This window comes from Kosakonia oryzae, from assembly GCF_001658025.2.
Lineage (GTDB): Bacteria > Pseudomonadota > Gammaproteobacteria > Enterobacterales > Enterobacteriaceae > Kosakonia > Kosakonia oryzae.
On sequence record NZ_CP014007.2, the window covers coordinates 892699 to 914451 of the forward strand.

The following is a 21753-nucleotide window of genomic DNA, read 5'->3' on the forward strand; positions in this document are numbered from 1 at the left end:
AGCAGGTCAGATTTCTGATCTGCTTTTTTTATTCTGCATTATTCCGCCATTAACATAATCATTTTGATCGCGCGATTACTGGTTAATTGCCAGGTCATCTGCCGGAAATGCAACTCCCCCTGCTGCGAATGATGAAAAACGCGTTCGCCCCCTTCGCGCACCACCACCTGCTGGCGCGACCAGAAGGTGCGAAACAGTTCGCTGTCGTTACTCAGATTCTGCACTAAATGATTCAATCCCTGATCGTGCGGATAGTGCATCGCATCGGCACGCAATTCCGCGACAATCCGGCTGGCACGCGTCTCCCAGTCAACCACCAGCGTTTGCGCAAGGGGATGACGAAACATAAAACTCATCATATTCGGCTGGGCATCCTTATCCAGCCAGCCGCTAAATAGCGCTTCAGCGGGCGTATTCCACGCCACCATATTCCAGGTGACATCCAGCAAATAACAGGGGCACTGCACCTGATTCACCGTCGCCAGTACCGATTCTTCCACGGTAATGACATGCTCTTCCTGCGGATCGTTTTGCAGCGCCAGGTGGAACAGATACTTCCGCTCCGCCTGCGTCATTTTTAATACGCCGGCAATATTCGACAGGGTTTGCGGCGACACGACAATGTCGCGCCCCTGTTCAATCCACGTATACCAGGTGGTGCTGATACCGCTGAGCTGCGCCACTTCTTCCCGGCGTAATCCGCGGGTGCGCCGCCTACCTTGCGCCGGCAGGCCAATATCGGCCGGCGCGGTTTTTTCCCGCTGCGCACGTAAAAAAGCGCCGAGAGTTTTTGGCCCGGCAAAGAGAGTATTTTCCATGGGTGGTACTCGTTAATACCAGTATAAGTAGCCATATTGTACCCCTATAAAGAGGGTCGTATAGTCGGCAAAGAGCAAATTTTTGTCGTGCTAAAAAAGGAACAAGAGAATGGCGGTCAATCATCATGAATTAACGAAACAACAGTTTGGCGATCAGGCGCAGGCCTACCTCACCAGCCAGGTTCACGCGCAGGGCGCAGATTTGGTGCGGCTGGCGGAGTGGCTCAGCGAAAATCCTGCTGCCGCAGTGCTGGATCTGGGCTGCGGTGCCGGGCATGCCAGTTTTGTCGCGGCTGGCGTCGTCCGTGAAGTGACGGCTTACGATCTGTCGGAAAAAATGCTCGACGTGGTACGCCAGGCGGCCCGCGATCGTCAGCTGAACAATATCAGCACGGTACATGGCGCGGCGGAACAATTACCCTTTGCCGATGGCGCGTTTGATGTGGTGATCAGCCGTTACTCTGCCCATCACTGGCATGATGTTGCGCTGGCGCTGCGTGAGGTAAAACGTGTGCTGAAGCCGGGCGGTAAATTTATTTTAATGGATATCGCCTCGCCGGGCCGCCCGGTGCTGGATATCTGGCTGCAAACCATCGAAGTGCTGCGCGATCCGTCTCACGTGCGCAACTACTCGGCGGCGGAGTGGCTGCAAATGACGCAGCAGAGCGGGATGACGGTCGATAAGCTGTTAACCGATCGCCTGGCGCTGGAATACAGTTCGTGGGTTGAACGCATGAAAACACCGGAAGTATTGCGTGCGGCAATCCGCTTTCTGCAACAGCAAACGTCGGAAGAGGTGAAGCAGCACTTCCAGATTGGCGAAGACGGCTCGTTTACGTCAGACACCATCATGTTCCAGACTCAGGCCTGACAATCTGCGCCCACGATAAGTGGGCGCAGACTTTCCTTAACCCAGCGCTTCGCCGATGACTTCGCGAATGCGTTGCGCGATGTAACCGACATGGGTTTCCAGCGCGAAGTGGCCGGTATCGAGCAGTTCGACCACTGCGTTTGGGTTATCGCGTTTCCAGGCTTCAGCCCCGGGCGGAATAAAGAACGGATCGTGTTTGCCCCAGATGATCAGCGCTGGCGGCTGCCAGGCGCGGAAGAAAGCCTGAAATTCCGGGTAACGTTTCAGGTTATTGGCGTAATCCAGGAACAGATCCAACTGGATCGCTTTATTGCCCGGCCGCTCCATCAGCAGTGCATCCAGTTGATAACCTTCCGGCGCAACCTGCGCAGGATCGCTAACGCCGTGCAGATACTGCCATTTCGTGCCTTCTAAATGCAAAATTGCATCATTCACCGCCTGGCGGTTTTCGGCGGTGGGCGCATCCCAGTAAGCGCGTACTGGCGCCCATGCATCCCCCAACCCTTCCAGATAGGCGTTACCGTTTTGCGAAATTAACCCGCTAATGCGTTCAGGGTAATGCAGCGCCAGACGCAGACCGGTCGGCGCTCCGTAATCAAAGACATACATCGCAAAACGTTGCAGATCCAGCGCATCGACAAAAGCCACCATCGTCGCCGCCAGCGCATCAAAACGGTAAACATAATTCCGTTCGGCAGGCACTTCCGTAAAACCAAAACCCGGCAGATCCGGAGCGATGATGTGGAACCGATCCGCCAGCAGCGGGATCAGCTCTCGATACTGATGTGATGAACTGGGAAAACCATGTAGCAGCAAAAGTACCGGGTTACCCGGCGTACCTGCTTCACGGTAGAAAACCCGGACGCCATCGGCGTCAACGTACTGATAACGAACAGGGAAATGCGTGTTGCCAGCCATATTAATACCTCACTTGAAACCGTTTAAATGATATTTAAGAGGTTACATCGGGGTTGAGTATGGTGGATTAATGTAACTGTGTAAAATTAATTTTATCGGTTACAATGACGAGATTAAGAGACGGCGGAGTGACAAACATGGCAACATCCTCAACAACCAGCGCCGAAGGCCCGTGGTTTATCGCCGAGCAAAGCGCGCTGGACTTTATCAATACACAGGCCTGGGCGGAGCAGGGCACGCACGACTTTTGGCACTCCGATGAGGATGTCAAAAATTGGCTGCAACAGAGCGGGCTGGGAAAACTGCCAGCGACATTTATTGCTAAGCCGGGAGAACTGCTGGCTGAAGCGCGTAAGTTGCGCGCGTTGATCCTGCAACTGGTAGAAGAGAAAAAAAGCGGCCAAACGCCGTCGCTGATGCAGCTTAACGATTATCTGGCGCAGGCGCAGAGCTTTTTGCAGGTGAATACTGACGCCGAAGGCGCGTTACAGATCCAGCGTCTGTATCAACAGGATACGCCGCTACGGGCGTTGGCACCGGTGGCCGAGCAGGCGGCAGAGCTAATCACGCACGGGCAATTTGAGTTTGTTCGCCAGTGCGAGCATCCGGAGTGCATACTCTGGTTTTACGACCGTACCAAAGCGCATCGCCGCCGTTGGTGCAGCATGGCGCTGTGCGGTAACCGGGCGAAAGTGGCCCGTTTTCGCGCCAAAAGCTGAGAGATAACCGGTAAATTTTTCATCAACACTCGTGATCCGCGACGGCAACGATATTGAAGTGTAAGCGGCAAGCATCAATAACCCGGCTTCGTGACACTGCGCCCGGAGCGCGTTGCGCCTCCGGGCATTGCCTTAGCGCGGAATAATATTTTCCGCTTTCAGGCGATCGAACAACGCGGTGAACGCATCCAGCGTGCTGCGATAGCCGGTAAAGCCCGCTTTGCGGCTTTTGCTCATATCGGCGAACGCTTCCATTGGACGACCAAGATCGGCGTCGGTATGCCACCAGGAGGCAAGCTTACTGATATCCGCCTCGCGCAAATGGTATTTCGCTGCAATCTCTGTCCACGCGGCTTGCGCATCCTGCATTCTTCCTTCCAGCGGTTGCATGCTTTCCGGGTAGGGCGCAGATTCAATGGCAAAATAAGCAGCCAGCCGTGGCCAGAGCCAGTTCCAGCGGAAAACGTCGCCATTGACGGCGTTAAAATCTTCATTTGCCGCGTTTTCGCTTTGCGCTGCCCAGCTCAGTTGTTCTGCCAACAGGCCTGCATCCGTCACGTCCGATACACCGTTCCACTGTTCCGGCGAGCCGGGGAAGATAAACGGCCAGCCTTTTTCACGGCAAAGCGTGGCGTAAACCGCCAGCGTCAGCCCCATATTCATTGCATTGCCGACGGCATAACCAATGATGCTGTGCGGGCGATGCACGCTCCAGCGATAGCCATATTTTTGCGCCCCGGCGAAGACTTCATCCTCCTGGGCATAATAGAAATTCTCCACATCCTGGCGGCCCTGTTCCTCGCGAAACGGCGTGACCGGAACATTGCCCTTGCCATAGGCCTCGAACGGGCCGAGGTAGTGTTTCATGCCGGTGACCAGCGCCACGTGTTTCCCGGCCAGCCGTTCACCCAGCGCTGCAATAACATTTTTCACCATCGCGCCATTGACGCGAATATTGGCTTTTTCGTTTTCCTGGCGCGCCCAGACACTGAAAAATAGCGCATCCGGTTGCTGCGTTTGCAGCGCCGCAGCCACGGCTGCCGCATCGGTCAGATCCGCTGTCAGGCTGGTGCAGCCTGCGGGGACAGCGCCGCGCCCGCGTGATAATCCGGAAACCTGCCACCCTTCGCCGAGCAGTTGTTCGGCCAGCGCGCGGCCAATAACACCGCTGATGCCGACAATTAATGCTTTCTTCTGCATATGAATGTTCTCCTCTATCGTGATGAGTACAGACTAATGAAGAATTTATTTCTTATCTCTGGTATTAATTCACGCTATTGCTGACCAGAATTCACGAATCCATGCGCGACCAACGTCTTAAAGATATCATCCCCTTTGTCGCCTGCGTCGAAGCAGGGAGCTTTACCGCCGCCGCCGAACGGCTGCACCTGACGGGGTCGGCGATCAGTAAAAGCGTCAGCCGTCTGGAGGCCCGGCTGGGTTCGCGGCTGCTGGAGCGCACCACCCGGCGGCTGGAATTAACCGACGCCGGGCAGGCTTATTACCAGACTTGCCTGCGCATTCTGGAAGATCTGGCGGAAGCCGAATCGGTGCTGGCGGCACACCGCACCATCCCTTCTGGTCGTTTGCGGCTGGCGGTACCGAACACTTATGGACGGCTGGGCGTGATGCCACTGCTGATCCCTTTTTGCCAGCAGCACCCGGAGATCGAACTCAGCCTGACCTTTTCCGATCGCTTCGTCGATCTGTTTGAAGAGGGGATCGATGTTGCCGTGCGTATCGGCCAAACCTCTGAACTGCCCGCCTCGCTGGGTTGTCGGCACATTGGGCGTGAAAAGATGGTGTTTTGCGCATCGCCCGATTACCTGCAACGTGAAGGCACGCCGCAGGATGAGGCGCAACTGTTGCGGCATAAAGCGATCCTTTACGAGCGGGTCGATGGCAGTAGCAAACCCTGGATCTTCACCACCGCCGACGGTTACCCGGAGTGGCGCACGGTACCCTGGCGCATGGCGTTGGGCGATGTCGATGCGCAGGTACAGGCGATTTGTGCCGGGCTGGGCGTCGGTCAGTTACCCACCTGGCTGGTGCATACGCAATTGCAACGCGGCGAGCTGGTGGCGATCCTGCCCCAGCATCAACCGGAGGGGCTGGCGCTGACCCTGGTATGGCCGCGACGCAAACAGCTACTGCCGAAGGTGGATGCCTTGCTTGCGGTGTTGAGCCAACTGGATATCGCGCCATCATGAGTCCTGCATCTGCTTGACCAATGACAAGGCGGGCAACCCGTCACGCTCTTTATAATCTGCCGATGTCCATTCTTACTGGTGTGAATCCATGGCTTACCAACTCAACCTGAACTGGCCGGAATTTCTTGAAAAATACTGGCAAAAGAAACCTGTCGTTCTGAAGCGCGCCTTCCCGGACTTCGTTGACCCGATTACGCCTGATGAGCTGGCGGGTCTGGCGATGGAACCGGAAATCGACAGCCGCATTGTCAGCCACAAAAATGGCCAATGGCAGGCGTGGCATGGCCCCTTCGAAGCATTTGATCATCTGGGCGAAACCAACTGGTCGCTGCTGGCGCAGGCGGTAAACCACTGGCACGCGCCGTCCGCCGAACTGGTGAAGCCGTTTCGCGTATTGCCGGAGTGGCGCTTTGACGATCTGATGATCTCTTATTCCGTACCGGGCGGCGGCGTTGGGCCGCATATCGACCAGTACGACGTGTTTATTATTCAGGGGATGGGCAGCCGCCGCTGGCGCGTGGGCGATAAGCTACCGATGCGTCAGTTCTGCCCGCATCCGGCGCTGCTGCACGTCGATCCTTTCGAACCGATCATTGATGAAGATCTGGAGCCAGGCGATATCCTCTACATTCCGCCTGGATTCCCGCACGATGGTTTCACTCACGAAACGGCGTTCAACTACTCGATCGGTTTTCGTGGGCCGAACGGTCGCGATCTGATCAGCAGCTTTGCCGACTACGCGCTGGAAAACGATCTCGGTAACGAGCACTACAGCGATCCGGATTTAACCTGTCGTGAACATCCGGGACGGGTGGAAGAGTATGAACTCGATCGCCTGCGCGGCATGATGATCGACATGATCAACGATCCAGTACATTTCAAACAGTGGTTTGGCAGCTTTATTACCACGCCGCGCCACGAACTGGATGTGTCGCCGGAGCCGGACGACTACAGCGCCGAAGAGATTGTTGCGGCGTTGCAGGAAGGGCAGGTGCTGACCCGCCTGAGCGGGCTGCGCATGCTGCATATCGGCGACAGCTTCTTTGTGAACAGCGAATGCCTGGAAACGAGCGAGCCGCAGGCCGCCGACGAGCTGTGCCGTTATACGGTGATCGGGCAGAAAGAGCTGGGTAAGGCTCTGGATAACCCGGACTTTGCCGAAGAGTTGGCCTGGCTGGTAAATCAGGGCTACTGGTTCTTCGACGAATAAGCTCCGCCCTCCGCGCCGCGCAATGGGCGCGGAGGGTTTTCTGTCAGGCGCTCTCGCCGGAGCAGACCAGGTGGTCGCTCTTGATGTGGTACATCTCCAGATCTTCACGCAGGAAAAAGGCCATCTCCCACGGGTTTTTCTCGATAAAGGCTTCGCGAACTTGCAGAAATAACGGGCTGCCGTTGGGAATTAAAAATGCGCGGCCTTCAAAGGTGGTGTAATTCCAGTGAATGGCATTCTCAAAAATATAATTTGCACGCTCATCCATGGCGAAAAGGCAGCGGTTATCTTTTTTCAGCACTTTCGATTTAAATGTCTCAGGGAAGGTGATTAAAAATATGTCGTTATCTGAAGACGAGAGAAAAGCCAGCACCGTCGTATGCGGTTGTTCCTGCGCATGGGTAATTAATACACCACCCCCAGCACCTGTTTACCCAAAATGCTTTGCAGGTTCATTTTTCTTCCTTCAGCAATGAATAATGAAATTGGAAACATCTTATGTGACGAAATTAACTCAGCAACCACCAAAAGAGGGTTTCGCTTTACGCGACAGGCTGTACTGAATATTTACCCTAAAAACAAAATAGCTGCCCGCAGGCAGCTATTTATAGTGAATTATCTGGCGACGATAAAACGCCTGTCGTCATCAATCCAGCTCTTCTCATCGGCGGGCGCAATGATGCTGCCGAAGTTCATCTCCGCACGCAGTTTCCAGCTCGGCGGAATATTCCATGTCTCGCGCACGTCCTGATCGATCAGCGGGTTGTAGTGCTGCAGATTCGCGCCAATGCTTTTCTCAGTCAGCGCCAGCCAGACAGCATACTGGGCAATACCGCTGCTCTGTTCTGACCAGACCGGGAAGTTATCCGCATAGGCGATGTACTGGCGTTGCAGTGCGGTCACTACTTCCTGATCTTCGAAAAACAGCACCGAACCGGCAGCGGCGGTAAAACCGTCGAGTTTGTCGGAAGTGGCGTGGAAACTTTCTGCCGGGATCACTTTACGCAGTTGCTCGCGCACCAGCCCCCAGAAGCGATCGTGTTCTTTGCCCAGCAGGATCAGCGCGCGCGAACTTTGTGAATTGAACGCCGACGGCGCCTGGCGAATCGCCTCTTTAATGGTATCGATCACCGTCTCTTCGGTGACCGGCAGATCTTTGCCCAGCGTATAAATGGTGCGCCGTGCTTTAGCCAGCGCCAGAAAATCCTCCGCCGTGACGGTGGCACTCCAGGGAACGCGCTCCGTTTCCGGCAATGTCGGCGGCGTGGTGGTCTGCGGCGCGCTCTCTGTGCGGGCGAGCGTAGACTTCAAAATTTGCTGAAACGGATCCATGAGTCACTGTTCCTGTTGTGAGCGGCAAAGGGAAAAATATCAGGTTATCAGAGCACAGGATCTCGCCCGTCGATGCAGCAAATAGATGGAATAAAGCGCGGTATTTGTCGGCAAAAAACGCCTCGTGCGGAACCCGCTCGCCGATAACGTCATCCAGCTTACAGATGGCGCGGAAAGTTTTTCACGTAAATAATGAAATAAGCACAATAATCCTGAAGGTGAATCGATTAATGGCGTGGTTTAATTTATAGAATAAATCAAAAAGGCTATTTTGGATCGATGCTATCAATAATTGGTTGTAAAATAACCCATTGCTTTATATGATTTTTTTTCAAATTTAAGACAATCCGTATGGATCATTTTCATTTTATTCTCTATTTTAAATAATAAGCCTAAAGTATTTTTCGCACGGGTCGATAAATATAGTTTGCTACCCGCCAGGCATTGAGGAAAAAAATGAACGCTGAATCGCACTGTTACGGTCTTACACCGGGCCTGGGTCCGCTTGCGGAGCAAAACGCCTCGATCCCGCCGTTCGTGAAAACCATTGCCGTGCGCCTTAGCTGGGCCTGTTCGCTGGAGGAAGCCGACGTTTATCGCCAACTCTCTGCGCCCTGGCATCACGGTGTGGTGACGGAAGAGGATAAACAGCAACTGCTGGTTCATTTTCCTTTTATGGCCCCTCTGCATGCGCCCGCCTCAGTGGCGGATTACACCATTATGCTGGTGAGCCTGTGGCTGAATATCGAAGAGATGTACCACCGGGGGACGTTATTACCGGAAGAATTAATGCAGGGGCTAATAAAAAAATCGGCAACCTTGCAGGCGCAAGATTGCCGTCATAATCAAGATTCCGCCGCAGCTTCAGCGCCGCGAAGTTAGCATTACGCCATCGCGTTATAGTCGACCAGGTAGCGTTCCATATAACGCGCGATCGCGTTACGCAGAATTTCGTATTTCTTACGCATCGGATCGCTGCGATGAAATATCATCACCACTTTACGTTTCGGTTCCGGGCTGACACAGCGAATATAACGAATATTTTCGTTACTCCCTTGCTGGGTGGAGAGCAGCGGGAAGAACGACACGCCGCGGTTAAACGCCACGCCGCGCCGCAGGGTTTCCAGATGCATCGCCACAAAACGTGAATCCGGCTCCAGCTCAAACTGATAGCAGTAGCGCAGCACCTGACTGTGCAGACAGTTGCCATCATCAATCATCAGAATCTTATTATTTTTCAAATGCCCCATATCGATTTCGGTCATGCGCGAATAGGGGTGTTGATGGCTGACGCCCAGCACCAGCGGCTCGTCGAACAGCGGCAGTTCAACGTATTTACTGGTGTCTTTATTGGAGGTCATGATCGCGCATTTGATGGTGTCGGACTCCAGCATATGCAGCAACTGGTTGGTCTGCGCTTCGTGGATCTCCAGCTCAATTTCCGGGAAATTCTCGCGGCAAACGGCATTCAAATGGGAAAAGATATAGGGTGCCAGCGTCGGAATAATGCCGACATCCAGCGTCTGCATCAGGCTCTGATAGTGGCTGCTGCTGGCCATATTTTTCAGCGCTTCAATCTCCCGCAGCACCACCTGGGTTTGCTCAACCAGCCGCAACCCGGTTTGCGTAAAGCGGATCTTGCGCGTCGTACGTTCCAGCAGTTGTAAACCGAGTTCGTTTTCCAGTTTACGCAACTGAGCGCTTAACGTCGGTTGGCTAACGTTGCAGGCTTCAGCAGCGCGCTGAAAATGTCGGTGCTTCGCCAGCGCGACAAGATACTCAAGATTACGGATGTTCATTATGGTCCCCGGGGCGCAAATTTCCGCGTCGTTGAGAGCCCACCTGTAGCAACGTGCTGTGTAAATGACGTTTTATTATTTTCAACTCGGTCATCAGGTTTCCCCCTCATGCCTGTACATGAGATTTGATGGTTTTTATTATTGCTTTCACTTTCAGCGGCATCCTGCCTGACTCCAGCGCATTCCCGCACCGGACATTGCGTGTAATACCACTAATGCGTCTTCAATGAAGCCGCAAATAACGACAACATATGTAATGCGGACAAATAATAACCTTCACCCGAACGCAAAGACGTTTCCATCTGTGGATAGTCGCCCATGGTTAAATCACGCACCGCCAGAATGCCGCCAGACATCGGATAACTTGCCCGTTCGTTGTCTGCGACATTCACCCACGCGGGCGTGTCATTGCGAGTGTAGCCCGCCCAAAAATGACGAAAATTCTCCGTCGAATGCTGCTGCGCATCGCTGAGGCTTAAATAAAGCGGAATGCGAATCGCATCGTAACTGAATCTTGCCGGCCAGTTCGCGGCAGGCATGACTTCACCACTATTCTTAACAAAAATCCAGTCGCTGGGCAGTTGGCTCTTACCAAAACGCGCTTTAGTGAGTAATTCGAGGCTCGATTTTTTCAGTTTTAACCAAATATTGTTATGCCGTTGCTGCCAGAAACTCTCCCAGGCCGGAAAGACAAAATAGGACGGGTTGAGAATATACCCGTCGTCTTTGGTAAACCCAGTCAGGCCCGGCAGGAGTAATGTCCGGGAATCCTGTTCAATCACCAGGCAGTTGATAATCGCATCCTGAATATTTTCCGAGGCGGTGAGATAACTCTCATCGTGCCATTTATTGCCCGCCAGCAATAACGCCCAGGCAATCAATGTGTCGCCGTCGCTGGCATTATTATCGTCCGTCACTTTGCGTTCGTGCGGATCGTAACGCCAGGCAAACAGCCACAGCGACGGACGTAATAAGGTGTTGCGCGTCCAGCGCCACACTTTTTCAAATGTGGCGGGATCGTCGTTAACGACGGCCAGTAACATGCCATATCCCTGACCTTCCGAATGGCTAATATCGCCATTTTCATGGTCGATAATGCGGCCATCCTGACTCAGGTAGTTCTGTTTAAACAGCCCCCAGTTGCTGTCCTGACAGTGGGCTGAAAAAGCGGTCATGGCCAGCGACAATAGCAGGCACGGCATGAGCCAGGTGGTTCTTAACATGAGACATCCTGTGGTGAAAATAGGGCAGTTACCGGCTCAGTCGTTATACCGCTTCGGCGATGCGTTCAACGGCGTCAGCCACGGGTTTTAACGTCAATTCGTGCTGCAACCACTGGCGGAAAGCCGGGCCTGTCGCGCCGTGACGTAAGCCGTACTCGACAAAGGCTTTCATATAGCCAATCTTGTCGCCGCAGTCGTGAGATTTCCCGGTCAGTGCGTAAGCCTCCACCGGCGCGTTTTCCAGCAGCATGGCGATGGCATCGGTCAACTGGATCTCACCGCCTGCGCCGATCGGCGTTTTACGCAGCAGCGGCCAAATCGCTTTCGACAGCACATAGCGGCCAACCACCGCCATGTCGGACGGTGCTTCATCAACGGCCGGTTTTTCTACCATGCCTTTTACCAGACCAAAACCGCCTGCCGGGAGGTTGATGCCGCCACAATCCACTACGCCATAGCGGGAAACATCTTCGTGGTTAACGGTTTCAATCATTAACTGGCTGGCGCCCGTCGTGGTGAAGCGATCGAGCATCGCGGCCAGGTTATCCTGCGACAGATCGCAATGGCTGTCGTCGATCAACACATCCGGCAGCAGCACCACGAAGTCGTTATCGCCAATCAGCGGTTCCGCGCACAGCACCGCGTGGCCCAGACCTTTCGAGTGGCCCTGGCGCACATGCATAATGTTCATGCCCGCCGGACAGATAGTCCGCACCTCTTCCAGCAGTTGATTTTTCACGCGCGATTCCAGCAGCGACTCCAGTTCAAAAGAGGTATCGAAATGGTTTTCGATGGCGTTTTTGGAAGAGTGCGTAACCAGTACGATTTCGCGGATCCCGCAGGCGTAGCACTCCTGCACGATATACTGGATAAGCGGCTTGTCCACGATCGGTAACATCTCTTTCGGGATAGCCTTGGTTGCCGGAAGCATACGCGTACCGAGCCCTGCCACTGGGATTACAGCCTTTAACATAATTGTTTCCTGTTATTTATTTTGCTGTTTAAAAATCAACACACAACGCTGTTGATGATGCCACCCGATTCATTTACGCCTGGAACCTGGTAGTTAATAAAATCATCACCGCCTCGCGCCTTCACTTTATAAAGGGCGGTATCAGCGGCTTTTAAAATAGAGGAAAAATTCGGCCCGTGTTCCGGATAACTGGCAACACCAATACTCACCGATAATTCCACGGTTTGTTGCAGGTAATGCAAATACATCGGCTGGCGCGTGGCTTCGACAATTAATTGCAGCACGCCGCGACCGGCTGGTTCGTCAACGCCATCAATATAGGTGAGGGCGAATTCGTCACCGCCGAGCCGGCCAAGCAGTGTGGTGCGGGAAATACACTGTTTTACCCGGCTGATAAAGCAGCGCAGCACTTCATCGCCTGCCGCATGCCCCAGATCGTCGTTAATATTTTTAAAGTTATCGAGATCCAGTATCGCCACCACAATCTGTGCCCCGCGCGCGTTAGCGGCACGGATTTTTTTGCGGCTGCGAATATAGTAACCCTGGCGATTCAGGGTTTTGGTTAATGCATCATTGTGCGCGCGAAAATGTAATTTCTCGCGGATTGCCATATGCCGGGTAATATCAAATCCCAGCAGAATAAAGGCAAATATTTCACCGTTTTCATCGCGCCGCGGCATTAAGCGAGTATCAAGCCAAAGCATCTCGCCGTTTTTTTTCGGCTGCGATATTTCGCCCTGCCAGTTATCGCCGTTTTTTTTCGCAATATTAATCGCCATCGCCAGTGAAATAGCCACCGTTTCATCCGTCGACTGAAACAGTACTTTGCCCAGCACTTCATCACGGCTGAAACCCGTTAATTGATAGAAAAATGGGCTGGCGTGAATAAGCTGGCCGGAGGTATCGAGAACCAGCGAAACAAAGGCATTATCCTCCATATAATTAACTGCCTCGATTTCAAGTTTCCTGCCTGAAACCATGATTTCATTAAACATGATGGTCACCTGATCGTTGAAATAGGGTGGATATGCCTTTGCGACGTCATTCGTTAATGGCGTAACGGAAAATCAGCACGTCTTCGGTGGCGTTATCCTTCCAGCGCACCGGCACCTGATTGCCCGCGCCCTGTGAAACCAGCCACTGCGAATATGCACCTTCCAGCACATAGGCGCTGGCGCGGCGCCAGCCCGCTTCGTCACGGTATTCCGGCGCATGCGGCCACGCGCAGTGCAGCAGGATCAGTTCACGCTGGGCGGGTGCCATTTTGACAAAGCCCCAGTTGAACAGCTCCAGCACCCGGTTAATGCTCGCTTCCAGTTCGTTCACCGTGGAGGCACCATCGATGGGATACCACTGGGCCATCATCTGGCCGATACGTCTCAGGGCTTCGGGATCTTTATCACCCCGGCCTTCGGTGTATTCGTTAAAAAACAGATACACCAGGTCATGCCAGCCAGCCTGATAATTGCGTTGTAAATAAGTGTCCTGATTGCTAAACATCATCTATCCCACGGGTTATTTGTCTTGATCGACGTAATATTTGAAATACACCAACGCCTTGCCTTCGTTATAACTGCCGAAGGTGTCGTACCCTAAGTTCGCACCGAGAGCCAGGTTGTCGCTGAGGTGGTAACGCGCATCCACGCCCAGCGTATAGCCAATGCCGTTTTTCGACGTGGCTTTGTAGACAGCGTCCACGTCGTCATCGTCGCTGGCGTAACTGTTTAATTCTGCTTGCAGGCTGCTGTGGCCCGGGAAGTAATCGCTCTTATCCTGCTTATAAGATTGATAACCCACCGCGCCATTGAGCGTCAGATCCCAGTCGTTAATGTGGCGCGTCAGCGTCACCGGCAGCGATACCGCCATAAAATCTTGCGGGCTGAAGTAGCCGCCCTGGCCGAGGGTGTAGTAGCTCAGGTTGCGGTCAAAGTTCATATAGTTGACGTTCACCCCCACTTTCAGCTCGCTGTCGCTGGTTTTCCAGGGCCGCAGATAGCTGCCCGCCTGCGCGGTGACGGCGTGGTTGGTCGGCACATTTGTTCCGACGTAGGTATCGAAGCCCAGACGGGTATAAAGCCCAATCAGGTCGTTATCCCAGGCGTACTGCGCCGAAACTCCGTTACGAGTAATGCCACCCCAGCTTTCGCCGGTGCTCTTATCCTTTACCCCAACATACGACAGCAGGCTGTCGGTGACGGCACGGCGTTCTGCTTTCAGGTTCAGCGAACTGTTCTGCGTCAGTTTCGGGTTCCACTCCACGCCGCCCACCAGACGGGTGAACTCGCCGCCGGTCGGTGTGCTGCCGACATCCAGTTTGTAGCTGTCGCCGCTCAGGCTGAGGTTTGCCGCCACGCCGTTTGCCTGCTGCGAACCCTGGCTGGAAGCATTGGTCGAAGTGGTCGTGGTGCTGGTGCTGGCCGCCGCTTCCGCTAGTTTCTCCGCATGCTCAAGCGCCCCGGAACCGAAGCGGTTCGCCGCCTCACCGGACATCTCGCCAGCGTTAAGCGCTGTTGGCGTGACGTTCAGGCTCAGGCGCGTGCTTTCGCCCACCGCACCGGAGAGGATCAGCGGTGCCTGCACTTCATCCAGCGCGCCAAGACCCGATTCGCCATTACGGCTACGCAATGAAATGCCGCCGCTGGTCCAGGTGGCGCTCTTCTCTTGCAGATCGCGCATCATGGTGTTGATACCGCTCATTGCCGTGAGCTGCGCCTGACGCGTTGGCGACGGCAGCGACATCACCGAACTCAGTTCATCGCTATCGTCATCACCACTCTGTTGCAGATGCCACTGGGCCGTGCGCAGCAGCGACATCGCCCGCTGGTTTTCACCGTTGGCCGCCGCCACGCGCGCGGCCAGCAGCATATAATCGGCATTCTGGCTCGGCTCCAGCCCGGCAAAGGTTCGCCGCGCTTCGTCGTTATCGCCACGGGCCAGTGCCATATTCACCATTCCGGTCAGCGCCTGTTTATCCCGTGGCGACTTACGCAGCACGTACTGATAGATTTCCGTGGCTTTGTCATCCATATGATCGGCCTGGTAGACACGCGCCACGGCCAGCAGCAGATCGGTATTGGTCGGATTGTTTTGCAGTTCCGGCATCAACAGCGACCAGGCTTTGCCGATTTGCCCCTTTTCCCGCAGGCGATCGGCGCGAACGATCAAACCGCCTAAGCGGATCGCGCTCATCTCCTGCTCGCTGGCACCGTTTTGCAATACCGGCGCATTCAGCAAGCTTTCGGCTTCAGCAAACTGCCCGGCCTGGTTTAGCACGCGGATCTGCCCGGCATAATCCAGTACCGAACCGTGTAATCCCTGCGCCTGGTTATTGCGTACCAGTTGCAGCGCGCCAGCGCTGTCGCCGCTCTGCATCAGTAATTCAGCAAGACGGCCCGCATCGACCGGCGATTGCGGCGGATTACGTTGCAGCGCCAGTAACGAGTTGCGCGCCGCTGTCGCATTGCCAAGACGCAGATAGTTGCGGGCAATATCCAGTTGTTGGTTGATCTGCACGCGCGTGTTCAGTGCGCTCATATCGGCGCTGTAACTGCTGCGCGGTACGCGGGCGAGCAGGCTTTGCGCGCGCGACCAGTCGTTCTCTTCGGCGGCATAAACCGCAGCGGCATACAGCGCCTCTTTATTGCTGCTGTCGCGTTGCGCCACGCCAGACATTAACGCCGAGGCCTGCTGTTTCTGCCCCGCTTTGCGCAGTGCGCGGGCGTAATCGAGTTGCAGCCAGACATTGTGTGGGTATTTGCCGGAGGCGTTTTGCAGGATCTGCATCGCCCGTGAGCTATTTCCTGCCTGCAACGCAGCCTGCGCAGCTTTGCGCTCGTTGTCGCCGTTATCGCCAACGGCAGCGTAACGGGTACGCAGACTGGCGGGCAGGGTTTGCAGCATGGCGTCTGCTTCTGCCTGTTTATTCTGCTGCTTCAGCACCCACCACAAACCAGTACGGATATCGGTATTCTGTGGGCGCTGCGCCAGCAACTGGCGGTACACCTCTTCGGATTGCGACAACTTGCCCTGACGCCGCAGGATATCGGCCCGCAACATACCCGCCGCCTGCTGCTGGTTTTCATCGCTGCTGTTGCCGCTCTGCAAACTTGCCAGTGCCTGGTCGTAGCTGCCTTTCTGGCTCAGGCTACGGGCCTGGCCCAGCGCGGCGTAGAAACGGGCGTTATCGGCATCTTTTATCCACTGCGCGCTGTTCAGGTTGCTGGCATCTTCCTGTGCCGCGCGGCGCAGGAATTTCTCGGCATCGGCAAAGTTGTTCTGCCGCAGTGCGACATAGCCCATCCCGGCCAGCGCATTGCCATTATTGGCGCGGGTTTGCAGCGCTTCGGAGAAGCGATCTTTGGCGCTGCCGAGATCGCCGCCGTTCAATGCATCAAAGCCCGCTTTGGTGGCATCGCCTTCCACGCTTTTACGGTAGTGATCCATCGGCGCGCTGTCTTCCGGATGGCGCTGCGCCCAGGCAGTATACGCTGGCAGATCGCTGGCTTTGGCATCCAGCCATAGCAGCGCTTGCTGTAAGGCTTTGTCGGCGCTTTTATCATCGGCAGCCAGCGTGCTGAGCAGGGCGATCCCTTCCCGGCGCGTGGATTCCTGATAAGTGAGCGCCATCGCCAGCGCCTTTTTCGTGGGTTCGTCGTCCGGCATCACGCTGGCACGCTGACGCATGGCGGCGACCGCCTCGCCCCAACTGGCGCTGTCACCGGCCATGGTCTGGTAATACTCCAGCGCCACGTCATCCGGCGGTGGATTGCCATTAAACAGCGCGCGCCAGGCAGCAATAGACTCTTTAATCTGCCCACGGCTCGCAAGCTGTCGCGCCGCGTTGAGTTTATCCTGCGGAATATTGCGCAGGGTGTTGGCGCTGGTCAGCGCGCTCAGACGCGGGTCCTGCGGCGAAATATCGGCGATTTTTTTGCGCCACACTTCTGATTGCTGCACGTTGCCTTGCTGCAGTTGATAAAGCGCCATCAGATACATGGCGTCGATATTCTTATCATCCGCAGCCAGTACTTTTTGCAGCGCATCGATGGCCATATCGTCGTGCGCTTTGCTGTGCCAGTAGCTGGCCTGCGCCAGCAGTTTTTTCACTGCGGCCGCATTCGCGCTGGCGTCAGCGGTATCGGCAGCAGCAGGATGGCTGGCGCCCACCAGGCACAGCAGGTAAAAAGCCTGCGTCAGTTGTTTACGCGTATTCATTTTTTTGTTTTATCCTGCAGGCGTTGTTGGGCGTGGCGCTGAAGTAGGGTGAACAGCATCGGCCCGGAAACCGCAGCAATCAGGCAGGCAAGGGCGACCAGCCAGAAAATATGCTCGCTGGCGAACCACAAAATTTTCATATAACCGGGCAGGTTGCCGCTGGTGAATTGCTCGCCCACCCGCCAGCTTTTGACGTCCCCGGCGCTGTTGACGGCGGTGAAATCCCCCCCGGCGGCGGAGAGAAAGGCCGGTTTGTTCATGTCTTCCGCCAGTTGCGAAAGCTGGTGGTTGTCGGTTGCTGTTGCGATCACCACCACGCGTTGCGCGTTCCACGGCGAGCGCAGGCTCAGCAGGCCGCGCCACTGATTGTTGTCGCTGAGATACTCAGCCGCATCCATATCCGTGCGTGCCTGATCGCCGCGCAGCAGCGATAACACGCGGCTTACGGCACTGGCGGTTTTCACTTCCAGCGTATTTTCATTCAACGCAAAGGCGCTGTTTTGCAGCAGCGGATTCAGCATCTCGCCGTTGCTCAGGCTGCCAATCGCCAGCACATCGCTGTCGGCCAACTGTTGTTGCGCCTCTTCCTGGCCGGGCAGCCCGGTATAGAGGTGCAAGTAGTTGGCGGTAACGCCCGTGTCGCGCCCGGATTGCGCCATCAGGTTGAGCAGCACGGTGGCGTCATCAACCGTAGGGTGCGCAGGCATCAGCACCGTGGTTTGCGCGAGGTCAGCATGGCGCGTGAACGGGAACATTGCACTGCTGAACCACGCCAGGTTCGGCAGCTTGCCGAAGTGCCAGGCACGGCTGAAATCGAGCGTTGAATCACCGTCAATCCGGCTCTGGATGTTCTCATCCGCCATGGCGTTGCAGGGAGCGTTTTTCTGCGCTTTCAGACCGAACCAGAAACCGAGTTGATTGCTGCCGAGAATGGCACGCGGATCGATGTTGACCACCGCGCTCTGCTGGCGCTGCGATAAACCGAGCATCGACAGCACCGGTGCCAGCATCCCCTCTTTACTGACCGGCAGACGTTTAAGGAACTCGCCGTTCAGGCTGACGTTGAGGAAGGAGTCCTGATCGTCAATCCAGTTTTTCTGCGCAAAGCTGTAGTTGAGGTGCAGCGGTACGGAGGAACCATCCCACAGGAACAGATCCGGCGCGGTACGAAACGGCAGACGGTTCTCGCCGTGCCAGACGCCGTGGGCAATCAGTGCACTCTCATCCGTCAGCAGCGAGCGCACGGCAACCGGATGTTCAGTGTTGATCCAGCGCGGCGCATCGTAGGCGGCTCGCTGGGCGATTTTCAGTGTCGGCACATCCAGCGTGTCGCTGTCCGGCAGCGCCGGTAATGTCAAACGCCACGCCGCCTGGCGTAGCTGCATCTCGTTGCGGCCGCTAATGATCAGCAGTTTCCAGGCCGGGTTTTGCGGGTTATCAATCACCTGCAATGCCGCACCGTTGGTTTCCGGCAGGGTGACGCCGCCAATGGTCTGGCCCGGTTTGCCAATCAGAATGCCGTTGCCAACGGGCAGGGCATCGTACTGCACGTCAAAGCGGCTGGGTTTGCCGTTGCTTAATGCGCCAAACTGCGAGGCGACAATCGCTGATGCGGTCAGCACATCCGCATCCGGCGCCGCCGGGTAAGCTATGCTGATCGCCTGATCTTTGGTCTGTTTGATATCGACGAAGGGGCGCGGGAATGTGCCCAGCGTTTTGCGGACGTTCAGCCACAATCCCTGATAGTTCAGCGATGATTCCGGCTGTAATGTCACTTTATAATCGGCAGGCAGCGGGCGCTGGCAGCTCCAGACATTATTAATAATGTCGTCACCGGTTTTCAGCTGGAAGCTGAGGTTGTTGCTGGAGGCGACCATCGAGGCCGGGACATCCAGTTGCCAGTAGCCTTTATCCTGCTGCAACTGATCGAGCGGGATGGCGCCCAGCGGCTGACCATTCAGCATCAGTTGCAGGTTTTCGCCGCTGACATCGCTGCGGTTGACCTGCACATTCAGGCTGATGTGTGCGTCGGTGATCACCAGATCGCCCGGCAGGTTGAACGACACCCCGTTTTGCAACTGCTGGCCGGAGAGCGTCAGCCCGCCAGTTGCGCCCATATCGCCAAAGCTCAGGGTGCTGGCGATATTCTGGTTGCTGGTATTCGCCACAGCCGCCTGCTGCGGCTGCACAGCTGTTTTTCCTTGCAGCGAAAGCGGCGTTGGCAGCGTCGGCGGCGCGTCGTTATCGCTTGAGAGCGCAAACGCCGGAGTATGCACCGAACAGGCAAGCAGGGTAGCAAGTGCGATAGGCTTACAGCGCATTGTTAACCTCTTCCTGCTTTTTCGCGACGACCTTCATCTGGCTGTTAAAACCGCCCGCCATTTTTTTGCGGCCGAAAAACAGTTCATACACGCACTGCAAAATCCCCAAAAAGGAAGCGAGTGGGCGATCCGGCGCATGCGGCGGACGATACCAGGCATCCGCGCGGGAGAGCACCACGCGAACCAGCTTGCGGCGCTCGCTCAGCGGCAGCGTGTCAAACTCCAGACGAATATCGCCGACGCCGGTGCCTGCAGAGAGAATGGGCACATGAGCAATCTCACCGCCCAGACCCAGCTCGATACGGACCGGGGTTTTGCTGCTCAGATCTTCCCCTTTCACCAGCGCCACGCGCGCGCCGCCCATCGAGATATCAAAGGTACGGGTCTGCATTCTGGATCCGTCGGAAAAGAGCACGGTCACCGGCAGGCGGGCGTAAATACGGATAGTTTTGCGGATCTGTTTGGTCTCTTTCGCCACGGCAATCGAGGCCAGCAAAATGATGGTACTGAAAGTGCCCCACGCGATATTGAACAGAATGACGCGCGGGTCGATCCCGGCGTAGTCGTGCATAAAGTAGCGCACGCCCACCCAGATCATGCTGCCGACCATCAGCAGCGTGGTGATGATCAGCGGGCGCACGGTGTGCGCGTCGAAGTAGTCGCGGTCCGTCAGATCGCCTTTGTCGGTCACGTTGAATTTCCCCAGCCGCGGTGAAATCAGGCTCAGCAGCGTCGGCAGGATCAGGTGGTATGCCATCACCGTCTCGTAGATTTCGCCCCAGAACGCGTAACGGTAACGGCCGGTAATGCGCGAGTTCACCATCGTGGAGAGCACCAGATGCGGCAGCACGTAGGCGAAAATCAGCGTCGCAGATGACGAGATAATGTTGAGGTTGAACAACATAAACACCAGCGGCGAGGTGAGGAACACCACGCGCGGCAGGCCATACTGGAAGTGCAGCATCGCATTGAGGTAACAGATGCGCTGGGTCAGCTTCAGGCCGCGCCCGAGCAGCGGGTTATCAATACGGAAAATTTGCGTCATGCCGCGCGCCCAGCGAATACGCTGGTTCACGTGCAGCGCCAGCCGTTCGGTTGCCAGCCCGGCCGCCAGCGGAATATCGAGGAATGCCGTGTTCCAGCCGCGACGCTGTAATTTCAGAGCGGTGTGGGCATCTTCGGTCACCGTTTCTACCGCGAAACCGCCCACTTCATTTAATGCGCTGCGACGGATCACCGCGCAGGAGCCGCAGAAGAAGGTGGCATTCCAGTTGTCGTTGCCTTGTTGTACCGGGCCGTAGAACAGCGCGCCTTCGTGCGGAACGCGTTTTGCTGCCGTCAGGTTGCGTTCAAACGGATCGAGCGAGTAGAAGTGGTGCGGTGTCTGGATCAGCGCCAGTTTTTCATCGCGGAAAAACTCGCCGACGGTAGCCTGCAAAAAGACGCGCGTGGCAACGTGGTCGCAATCGAACACGCAAATCAGCTCACCCTGGGTGAGGGTCATGGCGTGGTTCAGGTTGCCCGCCTTCGCGTGGCTGTTATCCGGGCGGATGATGTAATGGACGCCCGCTTCGGCGGCGAAATCGCGGAATTCATCGCGTTTGCCATCGTCAAGAATATAAACTTTGACTTTGTCCTGCGGATATTCAATACACTGCGCCGCCAGTACGGTATCGCGCACGACATCGAGACTTTCATTATATGACGGCACATAAATATCGACCGTCGGCCAGGTGGATTTATCTGGTGGTAATGGCGCAATAGGGCGTTCTAATGGCCAGGCCATTTGAATATAACCGAGTAACAGAATCGTCCACGAATATATTTCTGCCGCAAACAGCAAGCTGCCGAGCAGCATTTCCAGCGTTGAATCGAAATGCAACGTGGTGGTGGCGCGCCACCAGATATAACGCGTGGACATCAGTACCGAGAGTGTCAGCATCGCTAACACTGCTTTTTTGCTTTTCACCCGGCCAAGAATTAATACAGCAGCCATCACGCTCAGGCCAAAGAGGTATTGTTTATCGCTGTTCATCGGCGTAATGACCACCAGGAGCGATAATAAAAGTAGTACCAGCGTGAAAATAAATCTGATGATTTTTTTCATGTTTATAATCTTGCACAGAATAGAATAAAGGCAGACCG

17 protein-coding genes and 1 pseudogene are annotated in these 21753 nt (G+C 55.5%); 5 read left to right on the top strand and 13 right to left on the bottom strand.

Features of this window, described 5'->3' with window-relative positions; translation table 11 throughout:
- Positions 1–38 precede the first annotated feature (38 nt).
- Entirely contained in the window at positions 39–818 is a 780-nt protein-coding gene (locus tag AWR26_RS04380; protein ID WP_064563868.1) for a helix-turn-helix transcriptional regulator, read from the bottom strand.
- A 109-nt stretch (positions 819–927) separates the two neighbouring features.
- Here AWR26_RS04380 and AWR26_RS04385 point away from each other — a divergent pair, with 109 nt between their 5' ends.
- Positions 928–1689, top strand: a complete 762-nt coding sequence (locus AWR26_RS04385; RefSeq protein ID WP_064563870.1) for a class I SAM-dependent methyltransferase — start codon at positions 928–930, stop codon at positions 1687–1689.
- A 36-nt stretch (positions 1690–1725) separates the two neighbouring features.
- Here AWR26_RS04385 and AWR26_RS04390 read toward each other — a convergent pair whose 3' ends face one another.
- The gene (locus AWR26_RS04390) at positions 1726–2607 is read right to left on the bottom strand and encodes an alpha/beta fold hydrolase (protein ID WP_064563872.1); all 882 of its coding nucleotides are present in this window, start codon (positions 2605–2607) and stop codon (positions 1726–1728) included.
- 137 nt (positions 2608–2744) lie between these two features.
- Between AWR26_RS04390 and AWR26_RS04395 the strand changes: the two genes are divergently transcribed.
- A complete protein-coding gene (locus AWR26_RS04395; protein ID WP_064563874.1) occupies positions 2745–3326 on the top strand; it encodes a CGNR zinc finger domain-containing protein in 582 nt (193 codons plus the stop codon).
- A 132-nt stretch (positions 3327–3458) separates the two neighbouring features.
- Here the strand turns inward: AWR26_RS04395 and AWR26_RS04400 are convergent, their stop codons facing one another.
- Positions 3459–4526, bottom strand: coding sequence for an SDR family oxidoreductase (locus AWR26_RS04400; protein ID WP_064563876.1), 1068 nt, complete (start codon positions 4524–4526; stop codon positions 3459–3461).
- A 101-nt stretch (positions 4527–4627) separates the two neighbouring features.
- Between AWR26_RS04400 and AWR26_RS04405 the strand changes: the two genes are divergently transcribed.
- Both AWR26_RS04405 and AWR26_RS04410 read left to right on the top strand, forming a co-directional pair.
- Complete coding sequence (locus tag AWR26_RS04405; protein WP_064563878.1) at positions 4628–5536, top strand: LysR family transcriptional regulator; 909 nt, start codon at positions 4628–4630, stop codon at positions 5534–5536.
- An 88-nt stretch (positions 5537–5624) separates the two neighbouring features.
- Positions 5625–6746: a ribosomal protein uL16 3-hydroxylase gene (locus tag AWR26_RS04410; protein ID WP_064563880.1), complete on the top strand. Its 1122-nt coding sequence runs from the start codon at positions 5625–5627 to the stop codon at positions 6744–6746.
- A 43-nt stretch (positions 6747–6789) separates the two neighbouring features.
- Here AWR26_RS04410 and AWR26_RS04415 read toward each other — a convergent pair.
- Positions 6790–7161: pseudogene (locus AWR26_RS04415) on the bottom strand (hypothetical protein); the annotation flags it as partial.
- Between the two features lie 200 nt (positions 7162–7361).
- Positions 7362–8078 (bottom strand): nitroreductase family protein, encoded by a 717-nt coding sequence (locus AWR26_RS04420; RefSeq protein ID WP_082934070.1) that lies wholly within the window; start codon positions 8076–8078, stop codon positions 7362–7364.
- A gap of 456 nt (positions 8079–8534) precedes the next feature.
- Here AWR26_RS04420 and AWR26_RS04425 point away from each other — a divergent pair, with 456 nt between their 5' ends.
- Positions 8535–8960: a hypothetical protein gene (locus tag AWR26_RS04425; protein WP_064563882.1), complete on the top strand. Its 426-nt coding sequence runs from the start codon at positions 8535–8537 to the stop codon at positions 8958–8960.
- Positions 8961–8962: 2 nt separating this feature from the next.
- On the opposite strand, the gene oxyR is transcribed toward AWR26_RS04425, so the two are convergent.
- From oxyR to bcsA, 8 genes are all read right to left on the bottom strand, one after another.
- On the bottom strand, positions 8963–9877 hold the full coding sequence (oxyR, locus tag AWR26_RS04430) for a DNA-binding transcriptional regulator OxyR (protein ID WP_064563884.1): 915 nt from the start codon (positions 9875–9877) through the stop codon (positions 8963–8965).
- A 212-nt stretch (positions 9878–10089) separates the two neighbouring features.
- Positions 10090–11100 carry a glycosyl hydrolase family 8 gene (locus AWR26_RS04435; protein WP_064563886.1) on the bottom strand — a complete coding sequence of 337 codons (1011 nt, stop codon included), beginning with the start codon at positions 11098–11100 and terminating at the stop codon, positions 10090–10092.
- A 43-nt stretch (positions 11101–11143) separates the two neighbouring features.
- A complete protein-coding gene (gene galU, locus AWR26_RS04440) occupies positions 11144–12073 on the bottom strand; it encodes a UTP--glucose-1-phosphate uridylyltransferase GalU (RefSeq protein ID WP_064563889.1) in 930 nt (309 codons plus the stop codon).
- A gap of 35 nt (positions 12074–12108) precedes the next feature.
- Entirely contained in the window at positions 12109–13068 is a 960-nt protein-coding gene (locus AWR26_RS04445) for a sensor domain-containing diguanylate cyclase (RefSeq protein ID WP_064563890.1), read from the bottom strand.
- Positions 13069–13114: 46 nt separating this feature from the next.
- Positions 13115–13576 (bottom strand): cellulose biosynthesis protein BcsD, encoded by a 462-nt coding sequence (gene bcsD, locus AWR26_RS04450; RefSeq protein WP_043956712.1) that lies wholly within the window; start codon positions 13574–13576, stop codon positions 13115–13117.
- Positions 13577–13588: 12 nt separating this feature from the next.
- Positions 13589–17287, bottom strand: a complete 3699-nt coding sequence (locus AWR26_RS04455; RefSeq protein WP_064563892.1) for a cellulose biosynthesis protein BcsC — start codon at positions 17285–17287, stop codon at positions 13589–13591.
- On the bottom strand, positions 17284–19608 hold the full coding sequence (gene bcsB, locus AWR26_RS04460) for a cellulose biosynthesis cyclic di-GMP-binding regulatory protein BcsB (protein WP_064563894.1): 2325 nt from the start codon (positions 19606–19608) through the stop codon (positions 17284–17286). Before bcsB ends, AWR26_RS04455 begins: the two co-directional genes overlap by 4 nt.
- Positions 19598–21715, bottom strand: a complete 2118-nt coding sequence (bcsA, locus tag AWR26_RS04465) for a UDP-forming cellulose synthase catalytic subunit (protein ID WP_074922547.1) — start codon at positions 21713–21715, stop codon at positions 19598–19600. Before bcsA ends, bcsB begins: the two co-directional genes overlap by 11 nt.
- Between the last annotated feature and the right edge of the window lie 38 nt (positions 21716–21753).